The sequence below is a fragment of the Nocardiopsis sp. LDBS1602 genome (genome assembly GCF_035818715.1).
Classification (GTDB): domain Bacteria; phylum Actinomycetota; class Actinomycetes; order Streptosporangiales; family Streptosporangiaceae; genus Nocardiopsis; species Nocardiopsis alba.
In genome coordinates this window covers 69,974-85,506 of the sequence record NZ_JAYLVW010000002.1, presented here as the reverse complement: position 1 = coordinate 85,506, position 15,533 = coordinate 69,974, and the positions used below count along the sequence as shown (strand labels likewise).

The window sequence follows — 15,533 nt, the reverse complement described above, 5'->3', positions numbered from 1 at the left end:
CCGGCCCCACCCCGCCCCCACGTGCCCGTGCGCCATCGGCCAGCGGCTAAGCTGTGCGTGTGTCGTTCTCCGACGGCCGGCTCTCCATGGACCTCGATCCGCTCGAACGCGGCCCGCAGGACGCCTGCGGCGTTTTCGGGGTCTGGGCACCCGGCGAAGAAGTCAGCAAGCTCACCTACTTCGGCCTCTACGCGCTCCAACACCGCGGACAGGAATCCGCGGGCATCGCCACCAGCGATGGAGAGCGGATCGTCGTCTACAAGGACATGGGGCTGGTCTCCCAGGTCTTCAACGAGGCGACTCTCGACTCTCTGAGAGGCCACCTCGCGATCGGCCACTGCCGTTACTCCACCACCGGGTCGCCGGTGTGGGAGAACGCCCAGCCGACGTTCTACACCGCGCGCGAGGGGGGTCTGGCGCTCGGCCACAACGGCAATCTGATCAACACCCCCGAACTGGCCGCCGCCCTGCCCGAACAGCGTGGTGGGGCCACCACGGACACCGAGGTCCTCACCCACCTGCTCGCCGCGAAGGTCCGCGAGGGTCTGCGTCTGGAGGACGCGGCCCTGGAACTGCTCCCCCAGGTCAAGGGCGCCTTCTCCCTGGTGTTCATGGACGAGGACACCCTCTACGCGGCCCGCGATCCCCAGGGAATCCGCCCGTTCGTGCTGGGGCGCCTCGGTGAGACCTCCGGCGCCGGCGGCTGGGTCGTGGCCAGCGAGACCGCGGCACTGGACATCGTGGGCGCCGAGGTCGTCCGCGAGATCGAGCCCGGAGAGCTGCTGGTCATCGACGGTGACGGGGTCCGCTCCCGCCGTTTCGCCCCGGCCCGCCGCAAGGGCTGCCTGTTCGAGTACGTCTACCTCGCCCGCCCCGACACCACCATCAACGGGCGCAACGTCAACTCCACCCGGGTGGAGGTCGGCCGCCGGCTCGCCAGGCAGCACCCGGTCGACGCCGATCTGGTGATCCCCGTGCCCGAGTCGGGCACCCCCGCGGCGGTGGGGTACGCGGAGGCCAGCGGTATCCCGTTCGCCCAGGGCCTGGTGAAGAACTCCTACGTGGGGCGCACCTTCATCCAGCCGAGCCAGACCCTGCGCCAGCTGGGCATCAGGCTCAAGCTCAACCCGCTGCGCGAGGTCATCGAGGGCCGACGGCTGGTGGTCGTGGACGACTCGATCGTGCGCGGAAACACCCAGCGGGCCCTGGTCCGCATGCTCCGCGACGCCGGAGCGGCCGAGGTGCACGTGCGCATCTCCAGCCCGCCCGTCCTGTGGCCCTGCTACTACGGCATCGACTTCGCCACCCGCGCCGAGCTGATCGCCGCGAACCTCTCGGTGGACGAGATCGCCGAGTCCGTCAACGCGGACTCGTTGGCCTATGTGGACCTGGACGAGCTCATCGCCGCGTCCGAGCAGCCGAAGGAACGGCTGTGCCGCGCCTGCTTCGACGGTGTCTACCCGCTGGAGGTCGACGCCGACTCCCAGGGCAAGTACCTGCTGGAGAAGTCCTGTGGCACCCCTGAGGGGTCCACGGTGGCCGCAGGCGGCCATTGATCCACGTGGCGGGCCGTTCGGCCCGCCACGTTCACGTCCGGCCGGTTCCTCCGGCGTTCCCGAAGACGGGGCGGCGGAGCGTTCCCGCACATCACCGCAGAGAATCACGAGGAGAACTCGCGTGGCAGCCGACAGCACAGGGGCGACGGGCGCGTACGCGGCCGCGGGTGTCGACATCGCCGCCGGGGAGCGCGCCGTCGACCTGATGAAGCGTCACGTCGCACGGACACGCCGGCCCGAGCAGGTCACCGACGCCAGCGGGTTCGCGGGCCTGTTCCGCCTGGACACCGCGAAGTACAAGGACCCGGTCCTGGCCACCTCCACCGACGGGGTGGGCACCAAGGTGATGCTCGCCCGACAGATGGACACGCACGACACCATCGGCATCGACCTGGTCGCGATGGTCGTCGACGACCTGGTGGTCAGTGGCGCCGAACCCCTGTTCATGACGGACTACATCGCGACCGGTTCCGTGGTGCCCGAGCGGATCGCGGAGATCGTCGGCGGGATCGCGGAGGGTTGCCACCAGGCGGGATGCGCGCTGGTCGGCGGCGAGACCGCCGAGCACCCGGGATCGATGGACCCCGATGAGTACGATCTGGCCGGCGCCGGCACCGGCGTGGTCGAGGGCGACGCGATCCTCGGCCCGGACCGGGTCCGCGAGGGCGACGTCGTGATCGCGATGGGCGCCTCCGGTCCGCACTCCAACGGTTATTCGCTGGTGCGGCACATCGTGGACGGCGCCGACCTGGATCTGTTCTCGGAGGTCCCGGAGCTGGGCGGGGTCCTGGGAGAGGTCCTGCTCACCCCGACCCGGGTCTACGCCAAGGACTGTGTGGCGTTGACCGAGGCGGTGGAGGTGCACGCCTACTCGCACATCACCGGCGGTGGTCTGGCCGCGAACCTGTCCCGTTCGCTGCCGGAGGGCCTGGACGCCCGACTGGACCGTTCCACCTGGTCACCGCTGCCGATCTTCGGATACCTGGCCCGCGAGGGCGACGTGTCCCGGGAGGACATGGAGTCCACGTTCAACATGGGCGTGGGCATGGTGGCGATCGTCGCGGAGCGGGACGCCGAACGCGCGCTGGAGGTGCTCACCGACCGCGGGGTCCCGGCGTGGCGCCTGGGTGTGGTGACCTCCGGCTCCGGTCGGGCCGTGCTCGACGGCGAGTACCGGAACGCGTGAGAAAAACGGACGCGAATATAGCCGGTGCGAACCACCTGGGTGGTTCGCACCGGCTATATCCACCTGTCCGCGGCGACTTCCATGAGAAAGCCGCGGCCGCTACAGGTCAGCGGTTGTCATCCGAGCGACCTGAAAGTCTCGGCCGACGTGCGACTACTTGTCGGAGTCCGAGTACTTGTCGGCAAGATCCGCGTAACGGTCGACCAGGTCGTCGTGAGCATCCGCGTAAGGATCTTCCGGACCGGATGGTCCGGAGGTAGACCCCTCGCCCTCAGCGACACCCAGCTCCGACCGCAGCCGATCAAGGTCGGTGCCACCGGTGCTGTACTTGAGCTTCCGGGCGACCTTCTGCTGCTTGGCCTTGGCTCGGCCGCGCCCCATTGGCTCGACCCCCTCAACGATTGGGTTCCGACGAACCCCAGATCACTTACTAACCCGCACTACCAGGCTGACGGCCGTCAAACGAGACTGACGGCAGGCGTCAGCTTACGTACACACACAACCGTACCTGGTCGGACCACGCCCTGCCTACGCCACCCGGGGGTGATGGATGTGGCGTGCGCACCAAACCCCCTGCGACCTGGCCTTTCCCAAGGTGAGTGCCTGACGCAACGATCTGTGCCACGATGCGATCGTGCTGCCCTACACCGCCTACCTCCGCGTCTATCAGCCGATCACGGCCTTCTCTCCCCATGACCGCAGGTACTGGGAGGGATACTCCGCGTCCCGGAACCGGCCCAAGCGGATCAACGCGCTGACCGCCGAGCACGCCGAGAGCCTGGGGCGGGTCATCACGACCCCTCCGGTGATCGCCCCGCCGGAGGAGAGCCGCGACGCCTATCTGCGCCGGGTGAACGAGCGACTGTACGTGTGCCCGTGGCAGACCCGTCTGCGTTCGTGGCGCGCCTTCGCGGAGTTCTCCGACGCCACGCCCGAGCCCCTGCTCGACGCCTTCGTGCCCACCACCGAGGTCTCTCGGGCCGAGGTGGGCTATCGACGATGGCGCGATTCGGGGGGCGAGACCAGCCCGGGCATCCTGTCGAGCAATTGGACGATCCCGGTGCCGTGGTTCATCCCCTTCGAGCATCGGGAGCGGTGTCTGGTCCTGTCGGCCGGGACCACCAGGACCCTGTTGTACCTGACCCGGACCTCGCAGGCCCGGCGACGGTTGGAGCACACCGTGGCGGTGTTGCGCGAGCACATCGGGGACCACGCCGTCTCGGCCTCGACCGAACGGCTCATCGAGTGGCTGTCCCTGGTGGCCCACCCCGAGTCCCTGCTCGAACTGGACTACGGAGGGCTCCCCCATCTGCTCAGCGACGACCATCTGAGCGAGGACCATTCGGTGGCCGAGATCTCCGACGCCATCGAGGCGCTGGCGAAGGGTGACGGAGGTCGCGTGGTGGAGCTGCGCAGGAGGATCACTCGACGTTGGAGGTCGGTGCGCGCTCTGGAGCACGCCAACTGAGTGTCACGTTCCTCCCAGGTTTTCGTGGACACGACCCCCGCGTTCGTCGTCATCATCCGCTCCGAAAGGGCGAGCGCCACGCCGTCGGACAACCTGGTACACCAGGTTTCTCGGCCCCCTCCGACCTTCTTTTCGCATGTGAAGGCGGTAGGAGGACCACTTCGAGGGGGAGACGACATCAAGCATCGTGAAACTGGGCATAACGCCCGATAGGTATCGACGTAGACTGTAGCGAGACGGTCACCGATCGCACACACGACGACAACGCAACCCCCGCCACGTCGAGGATCCGCGTGGCGCCACCCACCGACCGAAGCGGACGAGCGGCCTCGCCCACGATCCACCCCGCATCCCCCTCGAAACCCGGCCGAGCAGGGACGACCTCTCCCCGATCAGGCCTCCCCACTCGGGTTTCGGTCAGGTCCGCCCTAGCACTTCGGGCACACCGGATCGCGAAAAACGAGGCCTGAGAATGAAGTTTTGACCGAATACGCCACATGCCACTAAACGTGTCGCTAGAATCACTTAGCGTGACGCGGCCACGGGCGGCTTTCAATGGCCTCCCACGTGCAAAGTTGCTTGGTGTGGTCGCGTAATCACCTCGGGTGATGCCAATATGGACCTAGAGGAAATATTGGACATCCGGGCCAAGTGCCAGGAACAAGGCTCAAGGATCGGCACACAGATCCAGGAGGAGAGGCCGTACACATGTCAACTCGCACGCCCGAGGCGGAGCCCCTGTTGACCCCCGCCGAGGTTGCCACCATGTTCCGCGTGGACCCCAAGACCGTGACACGCTGGGCCAAGGCGGGCAAGCTGACCTCGATCCGCACCTTGGGCGGCCACCGCCGCTACCGCGAGACCGAGGTTCGTGCCCTGCTGGCCGGCATTCCGAGCCAGCGTACGGAGTGATCTCCCCGGTCTGTGCCGATTCCGGGGGGAGCGGCCGGACGTACTCCGGCTACCGATGACGGATTCAGGTGGGTCATCCGGCCAGGGTGACCCACCCGCCCTTCTCTCAGCCGAGAAGGACGCCTCTCGCTCCGTTCCCGACCGACCCCGAGTCGGGAACGGAGCCGAGCGGCGCTCGACCCATCTTGACCGGAAACCAGGGACCACCTCTGTCCGGAACACGCCCGGGCGGATCGGCACCACGGAGCCCGGAAGGACCGCCGGTCAGTCCTCGATTCGGTCGTCCAACGCGGTGGTCCGCTTACGCGCCAGGAACGTGGCGGCCGTCCCACCACCGACCGTCACCGCCGCCGCGGTGACCAGCGCCGCGATCGAACCCCCCGTGGTCGCGAGCAGATGCGGCGACGCGGCCTCCCGTCCGCCGGCCTCCTCGACCCCTTCCTCGCCCGACACGCCATCGCGGCCGAAGCCGCTCGCCCGGGTCTCGGCGAAATCGACCACGAACCCGTTCTCGTCCTCGGGGTCCCCCACCTGGACCGACACGGTGAGCGAGGAGCGGATCCCCTCCCCCTGGCCCTTCTCATGCTCGTCGTCGAAGGAGGCCTCATCCGGGAGGAAACGGACGCTGACGGGGACCTCCTCGACCACACGACCGTTCTTGTCGAAGACCTCCAGGACCTCCTCCGCCACGTACTCGTCCTCGAAGTCGGGCACCGTTCGACCGAACGCCGTCAACTCCCCGTACTCCAGGTCCGCGCGGGTCCGCCCGTCGTAGCGGGCGTCGGCACTGCTGTACACGTCGGCCACGGTGAACTCCACCGCGTTGTCGTCGGCGAGCACGTTCGTGGTCTCGTTCTCGCCCAGGATGAGAGGTTCCTCCCCTTCCGGCTCCGACTCGGAAGGGGGCGTGGAGGTGGCGCCGGGGGGCTCGCCCGTCCCTCGCTCCTCCGCGGGCGCGGTATCCTCCGCGCCCGCGGGGGGCTCGGGCGTTTCGAGGGGGACCCCGGGCAGGTCGATCATGCCGAGCGCGACGAGGGCGGGGACGTCGAGGCGGACCTCGGCCGTGTCGACCCGAGACCAGGCGCTCGCGCCGGACTCCCGGTCGACCTCGCTGAGACTCTCACCCTGGATCCGGGCGTAGCGGGCGAGCGGCCCGCGAAGGGTCTCGGAGCCGGCCCGGTCCTCGCCGTCGTCACCGAAACCGGTCATGGCGGAGTAGCCGGTGACCAGGTCTCCGTCGGCGACCCAGGCACGTGCGTCGGCCTGAACGAGCGAGGTGGCCGAGGCCTGGTGGGGAACGGAGACCGCGCCGAGCGCACCCAACGCCACGAGGAGGGTTCCGCCGGTGAGGAGACGGCGGAGGAAGGATGGTTCGGCGGGAGTCACCACATACTCCTGTTGTGTCTGGGGGATGCCCGACCGCGGGGTCGGCCCCGTCCGGCGCGGAGACGACGGCGCGGGGTGTTCCGACCGATCGGGTCGGTCGGGCGCGGTGTTCATGGTTCGGGAGCGGTCCTCGGACCGATCGGGTACCGATCGTGTGGGACGCCGTGCGCAGAGCGATCCACACGTCGAGCCTAACGCCTTGATCACAAAACGGAAACCGTTCCGGAGGCGGCGGCCCTGTCGCCCAGCGCGACCTTTTCTCTTCGATGATCCCTGTGACCTGCGGAGAGTTGCCCCTCTCTCCCCACCAGTCCCTGCTTTCCCAGCAGCACAGATGGTCCGTACGGACAGTACGGACGAGTCGTGGTGATGCCCGAGACCGCACCCTTCGTGGGCCACTCTCCGACACCGTCCCGAACATCACGGAAAGGGAGGACGACCACGGAACGCCCACCGCCGATCAGGGCGATTTCACGCCCCCACCCCCCGGTCGACTGTTCTACATGTGCGTTTTCTCCGCCTTCGTGTAGGTACGGCGGGGTAGTGTCCAACGGCTAGGTTGTGGAACATGCTCGACTCCACACCCTCAGGGCGCCCGAGCCGCGCCGTTCGCGCCCTGACCCTGCTCGCACTCGCGGCGCTGTGGACCACGGCCTGCTCCGCGCCGGGCGGCGCCCCGAACGGCGACCCCACGGCCGCCCCTCCCCTCCCCGGCCCCGAGGACGGCGAGGGCGGAGGAGACGGCGCCGACGGCGGAGAGGACTCCTCCGCGCCCCGGGGCGACGGCCCCCTGGGAGACCGGGTCGTGGTGATCGACCCCGGCCACAACGGCGGCAACGCCGATGCCCCGAGCGAGATCAACGCCCAGGTCCCCGCCGGCAACGGGGAGAAGGCCTGCGACACCGTGGGCGCCGAGAGCGTGAACGGCTACGCCGAACACGAGTTCAACTGGGACCTGTCCCTCCTCGTCAAGGAGCGTCTGGAGGCGGACGGGGTGACGGTGATCCTCACACGGGAGGACAACGAGGGCGTCGGCCCCTGTGTCGACGAGCGGGCCGAGATCGGCAACGAGAACGAGGCCGACGCCGCCCTGTCCATCCACGCCGACGGCGGCCCCGAGTCGGGGCGCGGCTTCCACCTCATCACCCCCGGAGAGATCCCGGGGCTCACCGAGGAGATCGTGGAGCCCTCCGCCCTGCTGGCCGAGGACATCCGTCGCGAATACCTGGAGGGCGGCGACGTCCCCTACGCGGACTACCTCGCCGATGAGGGCCTGGACGAGCGCACCGACCTGGGCGGGCTGAACCTGTCCACCGTGCCGAAGGTGTTCCTCGAGGCCGGGAACATGCGCAACCCGGAGGACGCCGCTCTGCTGGAGGACCCCGAGTGGCGGGAGCGGGCCGCCGACGCCATCGCCCGAGGCATGGCCGCCTACCTGATGCGCGGCTGACGGGTATCGAGAACGCGCGAGGGCCCCGGGGAGATCTCCCCGGGGCCCTTCACCGTCTCGGTGTCGATCGGCGTCTCACGGCCCCGTCGACGACGGTTCGGATCAGCCCTCGTCGGTCGCGACGGCCTCGGTGTTCTTCTTACGGCGGGCCAGGAAGGCGGCGGCGCCACCGCCGGCGGTGATCGCGGCACCGGCGGCGATCAGGCCGAGCAGCGGGGTACCGGTCTGGGCCAGCGGCTCCGAGCCGCGCGCCTCGGTCTTGGGCAGCGTGCTCGGGTCACGGTCGCCGGTCGGGGTCTTGGAGGTGTCGCCGCCCTCGCCACCCTCGCCGCCCTGACCGTCGTCGATCACGCCGGTGGTGATGCCCGCGAAGCTCTCGGCGATCGAATAGCCGTTGATGAACTCGTCGTCGATGAGGAAGTTCATGTACAGGAGGGTGTAGGCGTCGTTCCAGACGAAGCCTCCGGCCTCGGTCGTGACAACACCCTTGTTGACGGCCGGCTGGAGGGTCAGCTCGACCTCGTCACCGTCCTCGGAGGAGTAGAGGACCGGGGCCGCCTCGAACTTGCCCTCGTCGAACTTGTGGGCGACCTCGCCGTCCCAGCTCTGGGTGGTGGTGACGCTGAGGCCGGTGATGGTGCCCTCGATGATGACGGTGGAGGAACCGTCGACGAGGTCGGAGTTCTCCTCGTCCAGCACGATGACGTCGGCGGAGTCGGTGGTGACCTTCTCCTCGTCGTCCCCGCCCGGGGATTCCTCGCCGGAGCCGGGGAGGCCTTCGTCGTCGTCCTCGACGTTCTCGTTCGGGGCCTCGCCGCCACCGGAGCCGTTCTCGCCCCCGTCGCCGGGAACGGTGCCGGTGCCGTCCTCGCCGCCACCGGAGCCGTTCTCGCCCTCGGAGCCGCCCTCGTCACCACCCTGGGAGCCGTCGTCCTCTCCCTGGTCCGGGTCCTCGTCCTCGGACTCGTCGTCACCGTCCTCGTCGGTGTCGTCGTCCTCGGTGTCGTCCTCGGGCTCGTCCTCGTCCTCGTCCTCGTCGTCGTCATCCTCGGGGTCGAGGATGTCCTCGATGTTCTCGACGGTGATGAGGATGTCGGCCCGGTCGATGACCGTGGTGGCGCTGGCGCCCTGGGCGTCGACCTTGGCGGTGGTGGTGCCCTGGACCGTCAGCCAGTCGCCGATACCGGTCGAGAACGACTCGGAGACCGAGTCGCCCTGGGTGATGGGCGTCTGCGCGACGGTCCCATCGCCACCACCGAGAGCGGAGGCGTAACCCCAGCCATAGGTGTCGGCGTGGGCCGGCATGGCCGAGGCGAGGCCGAGGGCGCCGAAGGCGACGAAGGCCGCGCCGCCTTGGAGCACGCGGCGAGCATGGATTCGGGGAGAGTTCTTCACGAGAATCCTCTTCGAGTCATCCGGAATCGAATGCTTCCGGTCCTGGCCGCGGTCGTTGCCGCAGAATTTCACGAGGTGCGGGAGTTCTCGAAGATCATGGCCAGGGGCGTTTGTGGGGGACGTCCTCTAGAGCGCGAAGGCCCGAGGATCGGGGCGATGAAGTGGCCGCAACGGCCGCGTTCCACCGAGTGCGTTCCACCGAGTGAAAGGGCCGGGGGCCGATTCCTCTCTTCGACCGCCTGACCGCAACAGTACACGGCCGCCGGGTCGAATAACCCGAATCGGATGTATCGAAAGAATCACAGGGAATGGCTTTCGCGACCATGAGTAATCGATACTAATGGATTCCGTCATTCTTTTCGATCAAGGTAAACCGAACTCGGATACATGCGTCTTATAAGGAAGACGCGCAGGTGGAGAGCGCTTCACGGCCACCGTTCCGAGGTCATCGCGAACAGATACCGACCGCCTGTCCGAAGTCGGCCACGGACGGGCCGCACCGTGGCGCGGGACACACCGTGAACCTCATGTCGGGGCCCGGCCCACCCCCTCCACGCCCGGCCTCCACGAAATCGCGTCACGGATGAGCCCGTGACGACACCCCTTCGAACCTCATGAACTGCACAATGGGGACCATGCCTCTGACACCGGCGGACATCCGCAACAAGAAGTTCCACACGGTGCGTCTACGCCCGGGTTACAACGAGGAGGACGTGGACGCCCTCCTCGACCGCATCGAGGAGACCCTCATCGCCCTGGAGGGCGGTCCGCGCCGCGGTGCCCTGATCACCGCCGAGGAGATCCGCAACTCCCGCTTCCGCACCACCCGCATGAGTCCGGGATACCGCGAGGACGAGGTCGACGACTTCCTCGACGTCGTCGCCGCCGAACTCGCCGGCCGCGGTCTGGGCCAGGTCGTACCGCCCCCGCTGCCGCCGCGCCCCGGCCAGAGCGTGCCGGGACACCCCATGCCGCCCGGCCTTCCCGGAGCCCATGGAGCGCCCGGCGCGACCCCCCGGATGACCCCGGAGGACATCCGCAACTCACGGTTCGCCACCACCCGCCTGACCACCGGCTACAACGAGCAGGAGGTGGACGACTTCCTGGACCGCGCCGAGCACACCCTGGGGGTCCTCCTCCAGGGCAGAACCGACCGGGCCACCCTGACCTCGGCCGAGGTGGAGCGGGTGCAGTTCGCCACGACCCGCGCCCGCCCCGGATACGACCCCGCGCAGGTCGACCGGTTCCTGGACGCGCTCGCCGACGAGCTGCGCCGCTACGAGCAACCCTGAACCGGGAACACGCCGGCGCCATCACCCCGTGAAAAGGGAAGCAGAAAGTAATATTTAGGCACAGAGAGTAGCCATCCCACGCCGCCGGTGGCCCGAGGGGAGCAGCATGACGCACACTCGCCCGCACGGGTACATCCGGGACGCGTACATCGAGGACACGGACGCGGAGATCGTCCCGCCTCCCGGGCATCCCTGGGAGAGACCCTTGTTCCTCCTGTGCGTACTGGTGTCACTGCTCCTGGCCGCCGTTCTGCTCCGCCTTCTGTGGACGGTGTCCGGTACCTCCCCGTGGATCCCGATCCTCGCGGTGTCGGTGCCTCTGGGGTGCTGGTGGGCGCGCGGGCTCAGGTACGCGCGAGAGCGCGCCGAGTCGGTGCGGATCTCCCCCACCCAGTTCCCCGAGGCCTACCGTCTCGTCATGACCCTGTCCGCCGAGACCGGTCTGACCCGGGCTCCGGAGGCCTACGTCAGGATCGGTACGCCCTCGGCGAGCCTCGACGCGGCGGCGCACGGGCTGCGCCGTTATCTGATCCTGCCCGGCGCGATGTTCGACGGAGAGGGGCGGCTCCGCGACCCGGACGCCCTGGCCTTCCTGGTCGCCCACCAGATCGGGCACATCGCCGCGGGCCACACCGGCTACTGGCAGCGCCTGGCGACCCTGGGGGCCGAACTCGTCCCCGGCCTGGGCGCGGCGCTGGCCCGGGTCCGCGAGTACACGGCCGACGACCACGCGCTGGCGCAGGCCCCCGAGGGCGCCCACGCGGTACGTCTGTTCGCGGGCGGCGCCGAGCTGTACACCCGGGTGAACCTGGGCGAGATGGCCGCCAGGGCCACCGGCGAGCGCGGCGTGTCGCTCTCCCTCTACCACCTGCTCTCCCGGCGACCGAGCAACGTCAGGCGCATGGCCGCCCTACGGGACCGGGGCCGGCGCGGCCGCGTGTTCCTCTGAACCGTTCGACCGATCCGACCTCTTCCTCCCGCGCGCCGAACTGCGCTCCGCGCCCTCGTACCCCTAGGGTGTTCGCGACCCTCCGAGAGAGTCGACTCTCTCGAACACGTGTTCGATAGGCTGTCATAGTGAGTCTTCTGAACGAACAGATCGACGTACGTTCCACCGATGGTGGGAACCCCGCGCAGTTCATCTGGCGAGGACACACCTTCCGGGTGCGCAGAATCATCGGCGACTGGCCCGCCCGCGCCGAGGCCCCCGGGGTACCGGCCACTCGAATACATCTGCTCCGAGTCTCCGCGGAGTCGGAGTCGGGCGAGCCGAGCATCATCGACATCTCCCGGGACGACGCCTCGGACCGTTGGACGATGCGTCGGCAGTGGAACTGACCGCACGACCGCGATGGGCGCCCGTCGGAACGTTTCCGACGGGCGTCGACCTCCGTCCCCGAGACCACGCCCTCGGCGCCGAGAAGGCTCAGAGCGGGAAGTAGGGCGCCCCTTCGCGCTCACGCGCGTGACGGATCCGTTCGAGGATGCGCTCGGCCATCCGCGGCATCTCCTCCGGGGCGAACCAGGCCACTTCCAGACTCTCGTCCCCGTCGACCCTGGGCTCACCTCCGATCGGCCGGCAGCGGAAGGCCAGATCGAGGAACTGCACCCGGTCGCCGTTGGGGTAGGTGTACGGCTCCTGCGCGATCACGGTGGCCAATCGCTCCACCCGCACCTCCACCCCGGTCTCCTCGCGGACCTCCCGGACCACGGCCCGAGCCGGCTGTTCCCCCGGTTCGAGAATGCCTCCGGGGGTGGCCCAGCGGCCGTCGTCCGAGCGCCGGTGCAGCAACACCGCGCCGTCGTCGTCGAGCACCACGGCGGTCACGCCCACCAGGGGCAGAAGGCCGTGACCCACGTGTTCGCGCAACCGCAGGAGAAAGTCGGGAACCATGCTCCGACGGTAGCGGCGGAAGGGGCCGGTCTCAGCCCCGCGCCGCGCGCGAGGCCCGGTACTCGTCGTCGAGGATCGACATCAGGATCGCGTCGTGCCACGCGCCGTCCCACCTCAGGTGCCCGCGCCAGACGCCCTCGCGTACGAACCCCGACTTCTCGTAGGAGCGCCGCGCGCGGGTGTTGAAGTCGAACACCTCCAGCGCGACCCGGTGCAGTCCGACCGTCTCGAAGGCGTACTCCAGGACCGCGTCGGTGGCGGCGGTGCCGTACCCCTTCCCCGTGACGGCGAGACCGTTCAGAGAGATCCGGTAGTGCATCTCGGCGTTGTCGGGGTCCAGGTCGATGAGCGCGCACTCACCGACGTAGGCCCCGGTGTCACGGTCGTGGATCAGCCAGTCGGCCCGGTCGTGCCGGTCCGGCCTGCTCGCGGCGAAGGCGCGCAGCTCCTCCTCGGTGAACCGCTTGTGGGTGCCGGTCATCCGCCGGACCTCGGGATCCATGTCGAGAAGCGAGGCGATGAAGGGATCGGCGTTGTCGGCGTCGAGAGGGACGAGGCGGACACCGCGTCCGAGAAGAACGGGCTGGTCGCGAAGGGCGTCGACGGGGATCATGGATCGCATTCAAGCAGCGTGCCCGACCGGGGACAACGGGTTTTCCCTCCGCGTCCCGGGGAGGAACTCAGGCCCCGTCCCCGTGGCGTTCCAGAAGGGTCCGCGCCCGTCGGAGTTCACGTGCGCCCATCACCAGGACGAAGGCCCCACCGAGGGCCGGGAGTCCGGCGAACCACAGAAGACCCGCGGGGGCGGTGGACCACCCCTGCTCACCGTAGGGCCCCTCGGCCGGCGAGAGCGCCGCCACCACCCCCGAGATCATGAGAAGACCGAGGAGGACGAGGGGCCACGGTCCGCGCCTTCGGATCGACGCGGCGTAGAGCAGGGCACGACGGTCCGTTTCCAGGGCTCCGGAGAGCTCGCCCGTCCAGAGCACCCGTTGCACCGTCCGACGCTCGAGAAGGGTGGTCCCGACCCACCACGGCGGCCGACGGCGGGCCGAGAGGAGGAACAGCGCGGCGACCACCGCACCGAGCACCGTGGCCACGAGGAACCCCGAGACGAGCAGTCCGATGGGGAGGCCCGACCACGGGTCCTCGCCGACTCCGCCGAGAAGACCGAAGGCGAACCCGGAGAACAGGAGGAGGCCGATCCCCGCCCCGAGCGCCCCTCCTCGGCGGCGGACGGCCTTCACGTGCCCGGGATCGTCGAAGGGACGGTCGGCACCCTGGGGGACGGGTTCGCTCATGCGGACGAATCTACTCGAATCGAACATGGCCCGTACGGCCGGACCTCCCGGCGAGAACGTGAGAGGGCGTCAGGGGTAACGTCGGAAGGTCCGCCGTCCTGGGGAGGCCCATGCTCATCACCCTGCTCGTCAGTTCCCTCGTCACCTACGGTCTGTTGTTCGTGCTCGGAGTGGCCTTCGTGGTGTTCACCGCCCTGGCCCCGCCGGGCCGCAGAGGACCCGCGCTGACCGGTGCCCTCCTGTTCTGTCTGGGAGCCCTGATGGAGTTGATCCGGTCCCTGACCGTGCATCTGGCGATCATCGACCTGTCCCAGGACGGGGGCGCGTTGAACCTGATCCTCAACATCGCGGCCTCCCTCTGCCTCCTCGGCGGACCGGCCCTGCTCGGAGCGGCCGTCGTCAAGTCCGTTCGGGAGGGACGCTGATGTTCGGAACCTACGCCGCCGTCGGCCTGGTCACCGGCCTGCTGTTGCCCATCGCGCTGGGGGTGACGCTTCTCGTCCTCGCCGGACGGGCCGTCGGTGCCGCCGGCCTGGTGCGCACCGCGGCGATCCTGATCATGGTGCTCCCCTTGCTGTCGCTGGGGATCACCCCTGTGGCCATGGCCCTGACCGACCCGATCACCGCCCTGACGGTGGGCGGTGTCGTACGAAGCCTCCTGACCCTGGTCACGTACGGCCTCCCGGTGATCCTGCTGCTGGTGGCGCTGCGCAAGGTCTCCCGTCCGAGGTCCGCGGGCACCCCCGGCCGCAGGCCCCCGTACGGGCCGGACCCCCGGGCTCCGCGCCCTCAGTGGCCGACACCGGGTCACGGCCCCGGCCACGGGCCGCCGCCCGGGCAGGGCGGACCCCCCGGACCACCGGCCCAAGGATCTCCCTTCCCCGAGGGGCCACCGCCCGCTCAGGGGCCGCACGGAGGTCCGCCGCATCGACCCCGCCCAGGACAGAACCCGCCACCGGGTCGGTGACGTTCGTGAGAGCGGTGCCGCCGGGTGGGGTCGTCCTTCGCACGACCCCACCCGGACACACCGTTATCCCCCCGTGACCTCAAGGGCACGCGGGGGCCGCTGTCGGTCCCGGGGTGGGGGGACTCGGGGGCCGATCGACGAGGCGTCAACCCGCCTGACGCTTGGCCTCCAGGGCCTCCATCGCCGCGACGGCGGTGGCGACGGTCTGGTGGACCGGTACCTGACGGTGCAGGCCGACCAGTCGGACGACCTTGGTGACGCGTTCGTTGAGAGCCGCCAACGACAGGGATCCGTTCTGCTCGCGAACGGTCCTGTAGGCGTTGATGATGACGTTCAGCCCGCTGGAGTCCATGAAGTCCAGCGTGGACAGGTCCAGGATCAACCACGGACCGTGGTCCTCGATCGTGGCCCTGATGTGCTCCTGGAGGTCGGCGGCGGTCGCGATATCGAGTTCTCCCTCGATCGCGACGATCACGCTGCGGCTTTCAACCCGCGTGCTCAGTCCAAGCCTGTGCACGTTCACTCCTCCCGGCCCCACGTTCCGATGGTGAGGGGTCCCTTCGCTTAACCATACGCAGCCCGACCGGGAACGACTACCGGGCTCGGCTCCACTCCCACGAAGCCGGTCCGGTGAGGGGAACGCCTGCGCGCCCGTGCGGCCTGGTAAGTCGTTGGACACACACGGTATAAGCGAACCGCCGTCACGGGAATGCCATCGGACAAGAA

At 69.1% G+C, this 15,533-nt stretch carries 17 protein-coding genes; 10 read left to right on the top strand and 7 right to left on the bottom strand.

Going from position 1 to position 15,533, the window contains the following annotated elements; all coding sequences use genetic code 11:
- Positions 1–59: 59 nt before the first annotated feature.
- On the top strand, positions 60–1,556 hold the full coding sequence (gene purF / locus U9J66_RS08420; protein WP_017533102.1) for an amidophosphoribosyltransferase: 1,497 nt from the start codon (positions 60–62) through the stop codon (positions 1,554–1,556).
- Positions 1,557–1,677: 121 nt separating this feature from the next.
- Entirely contained in the window at positions 1,678–2,742 is a 1,065-nt protein-coding gene (purM, locus tag U9J66_RS08415; RefSeq protein ID WP_017533101.1) for a phosphoribosylformylglycinamidine cyclo-ligase, read from the top strand.
- Between the two features lie 153 nt (positions 2,743–2,895).
- Here purM and U9J66_RS08410 read toward each other — a convergent pair whose 3' ends face one another.
- Complete coding sequence (locus U9J66_RS08410; protein ID WP_014913176.1) at positions 2,896–3,123, bottom strand: DUF3073 domain-containing protein; 228 nt, start codon at positions 3,121–3,123, stop codon at positions 2,896–2,898.
- 253 nt (positions 3,124–3,376) lie between these two features.
- Here U9J66_RS08410 and U9J66_RS08405 point away from each other — a divergent pair, with 253 nt between their 5' ends.
- On the top strand, positions 3,377–4,210 hold the full coding sequence (locus U9J66_RS08405; RefSeq protein WP_014908467.1) for a hypothetical protein: 834 nt from the start codon (positions 3,377–3,379) through the stop codon (positions 4,208–4,210).
- Positions 4,211–4,918: 708 nt separating this feature from the next.
- Positions 4,919–5,122 carry a developmental transcriptional regulator BldC gene (gene bldC, locus U9J66_RS08400; RefSeq protein ID WP_013155387.1) on the top strand — a complete coding sequence of 68 codons (204 nt, stop codon included), beginning with the start codon at positions 4,919–4,921 and terminating at the stop codon, positions 5,120–5,122.
- A 264-nt stretch (positions 5,123–5,386) separates the two neighbouring features.
- On the opposite strand, the gene U9J66_RS08395 is transcribed toward bldC, so the two are convergent.
- Complete coding sequence (locus U9J66_RS08395; protein ID WP_326337448.1) at positions 5,387–6,508, bottom strand: hypothetical protein; 1,122 nt, start codon at positions 6,506–6,508, stop codon at positions 5,387–5,389.
- Between the two features lie 568 nt (positions 6,509–7,076).
- On the opposite strand from U9J66_RS08395, the gene U9J66_RS08390 reads away from it, so the two are divergent.
- Positions 7,077–7,958, top strand: coding sequence for an N-acetylmuramoyl-L-alanine amidase (locus U9J66_RS08390; protein ID WP_161110786.1), 882 nt, complete (start codon positions 7,077–7,079; stop codon positions 7,956–7,958).
- A 102-nt stretch (positions 7,959–8,060) separates the two neighbouring features.
- Here U9J66_RS08390 and U9J66_RS08385 read toward each other — a convergent pair whose 3' ends face one another.
- Positions 8,061–9,353 carry a hypothetical protein gene (locus U9J66_RS08385; protein ID WP_326337447.1) on the bottom strand — a complete coding sequence of 431 codons (1,293 nt, stop codon included), beginning with the start codon at positions 9,351–9,353 and terminating at the stop codon, positions 8,061–8,063.
- A gap of 626 nt (positions 9,354–9,979) precedes the next feature.
- Here U9J66_RS08385 and U9J66_RS08380 point away from each other — a divergent pair.
- From U9J66_RS08380 to U9J66_RS08370, 3 genes are all read left to right on the top strand, one after another.
- Complete coding sequence (locus tag U9J66_RS08380) at positions 9,980–10,645, top strand: DivIVA domain-containing protein (RefSeq protein WP_014908457.1); 666 nt, start codon at positions 9,980–9,982, stop codon at positions 10,643–10,645.
- 106 nt (positions 10,646–10,751) lie between these two features.
- Positions 10,752–11,594 carry a M48 family metallopeptidase gene (locus U9J66_RS08375; protein ID WP_017533097.1) on the top strand — a complete coding sequence of 281 codons (843 nt, stop codon included), beginning with the start codon at positions 10,752–10,754 and terminating at the stop codon, positions 11,592–11,594.
- Between the two features lie 128 nt (positions 11,595–11,722).
- Entirely contained in the window at positions 11,723–11,983 is a 261-nt protein-coding gene (locus U9J66_RS08370) for a DUF6504 family protein (RefSeq protein WP_014910526.1), read from the top strand.
- An 88-nt stretch (positions 11,984–12,071) separates the two neighbouring features.
- Here U9J66_RS08370 and U9J66_RS08365 read toward each other — a convergent pair whose 3' ends face one another.
- The 3 genes from U9J66_RS08365 to U9J66_RS08355 all read right to left on the bottom strand — a co-directional run bounded on the left by U9J66_RS08365 (position 12,072) and on the right by U9J66_RS08355 (position 13,840).
- A complete protein-coding gene (locus U9J66_RS08365; protein ID WP_014913320.1) occupies positions 12,072–12,539 on the bottom strand; it encodes an NUDIX hydrolase in 468 nt (155 codons plus the stop codon).
- 31 nt (positions 12,540–12,570) lie between these two features.
- On the bottom strand, positions 12,571–13,152 hold the full coding sequence (locus U9J66_RS08360) for a GNAT family N-acetyltransferase (protein ID WP_026124724.1): 582 nt from the start codon (positions 13,150–13,152) through the stop codon (positions 12,571–12,573).
- Positions 13,153–13,219: 67 nt separating this feature from the next.
- Positions 13,220–13,840: a hypothetical protein gene (locus tag U9J66_RS08355; protein ID WP_326337446.1), complete on the bottom strand. Its 621-nt coding sequence runs from the start codon at positions 13,838–13,840 to the stop codon at positions 13,220–13,222.
- Between the two features lie 110 nt (positions 13,841–13,950).
- Between U9J66_RS08355 and U9J66_RS08350 the strand changes: the two genes are divergently transcribed.
- Positions 13,951–14,265 carry a hypothetical protein gene (locus tag U9J66_RS08350; RefSeq protein ID WP_014911351.1) on the top strand — a complete coding sequence of 105 codons (315 nt, stop codon included), beginning with the start codon at positions 13,951–13,953 and terminating at the stop codon, positions 14,263–14,265.
- Positions 14,265–14,807, top strand: coding sequence for a hypothetical protein (locus U9J66_RS08345; protein ID WP_026124723.1), 543 nt, complete (start codon positions 14,265–14,267; stop codon positions 14,805–14,807). The genes U9J66_RS08350 and U9J66_RS08345 overlap by 1 nt, the downstream gene beginning before the upstream one ends.
- A 145-nt stretch (positions 14,808–14,952) precedes the next feature.
- On the opposite strand, the gene U9J66_RS08340 is transcribed toward U9J66_RS08345, so the two are convergent.
- Positions 14,953–15,324 (bottom strand): STAS domain-containing protein, encoded by a 372-nt coding sequence (locus U9J66_RS08340; RefSeq protein WP_026124722.1) that lies wholly within the window; start codon positions 15,322–15,324, stop codon positions 14,953–14,955.
- Positions 15,325–15,533 lie beyond the last annotated feature (209 nt).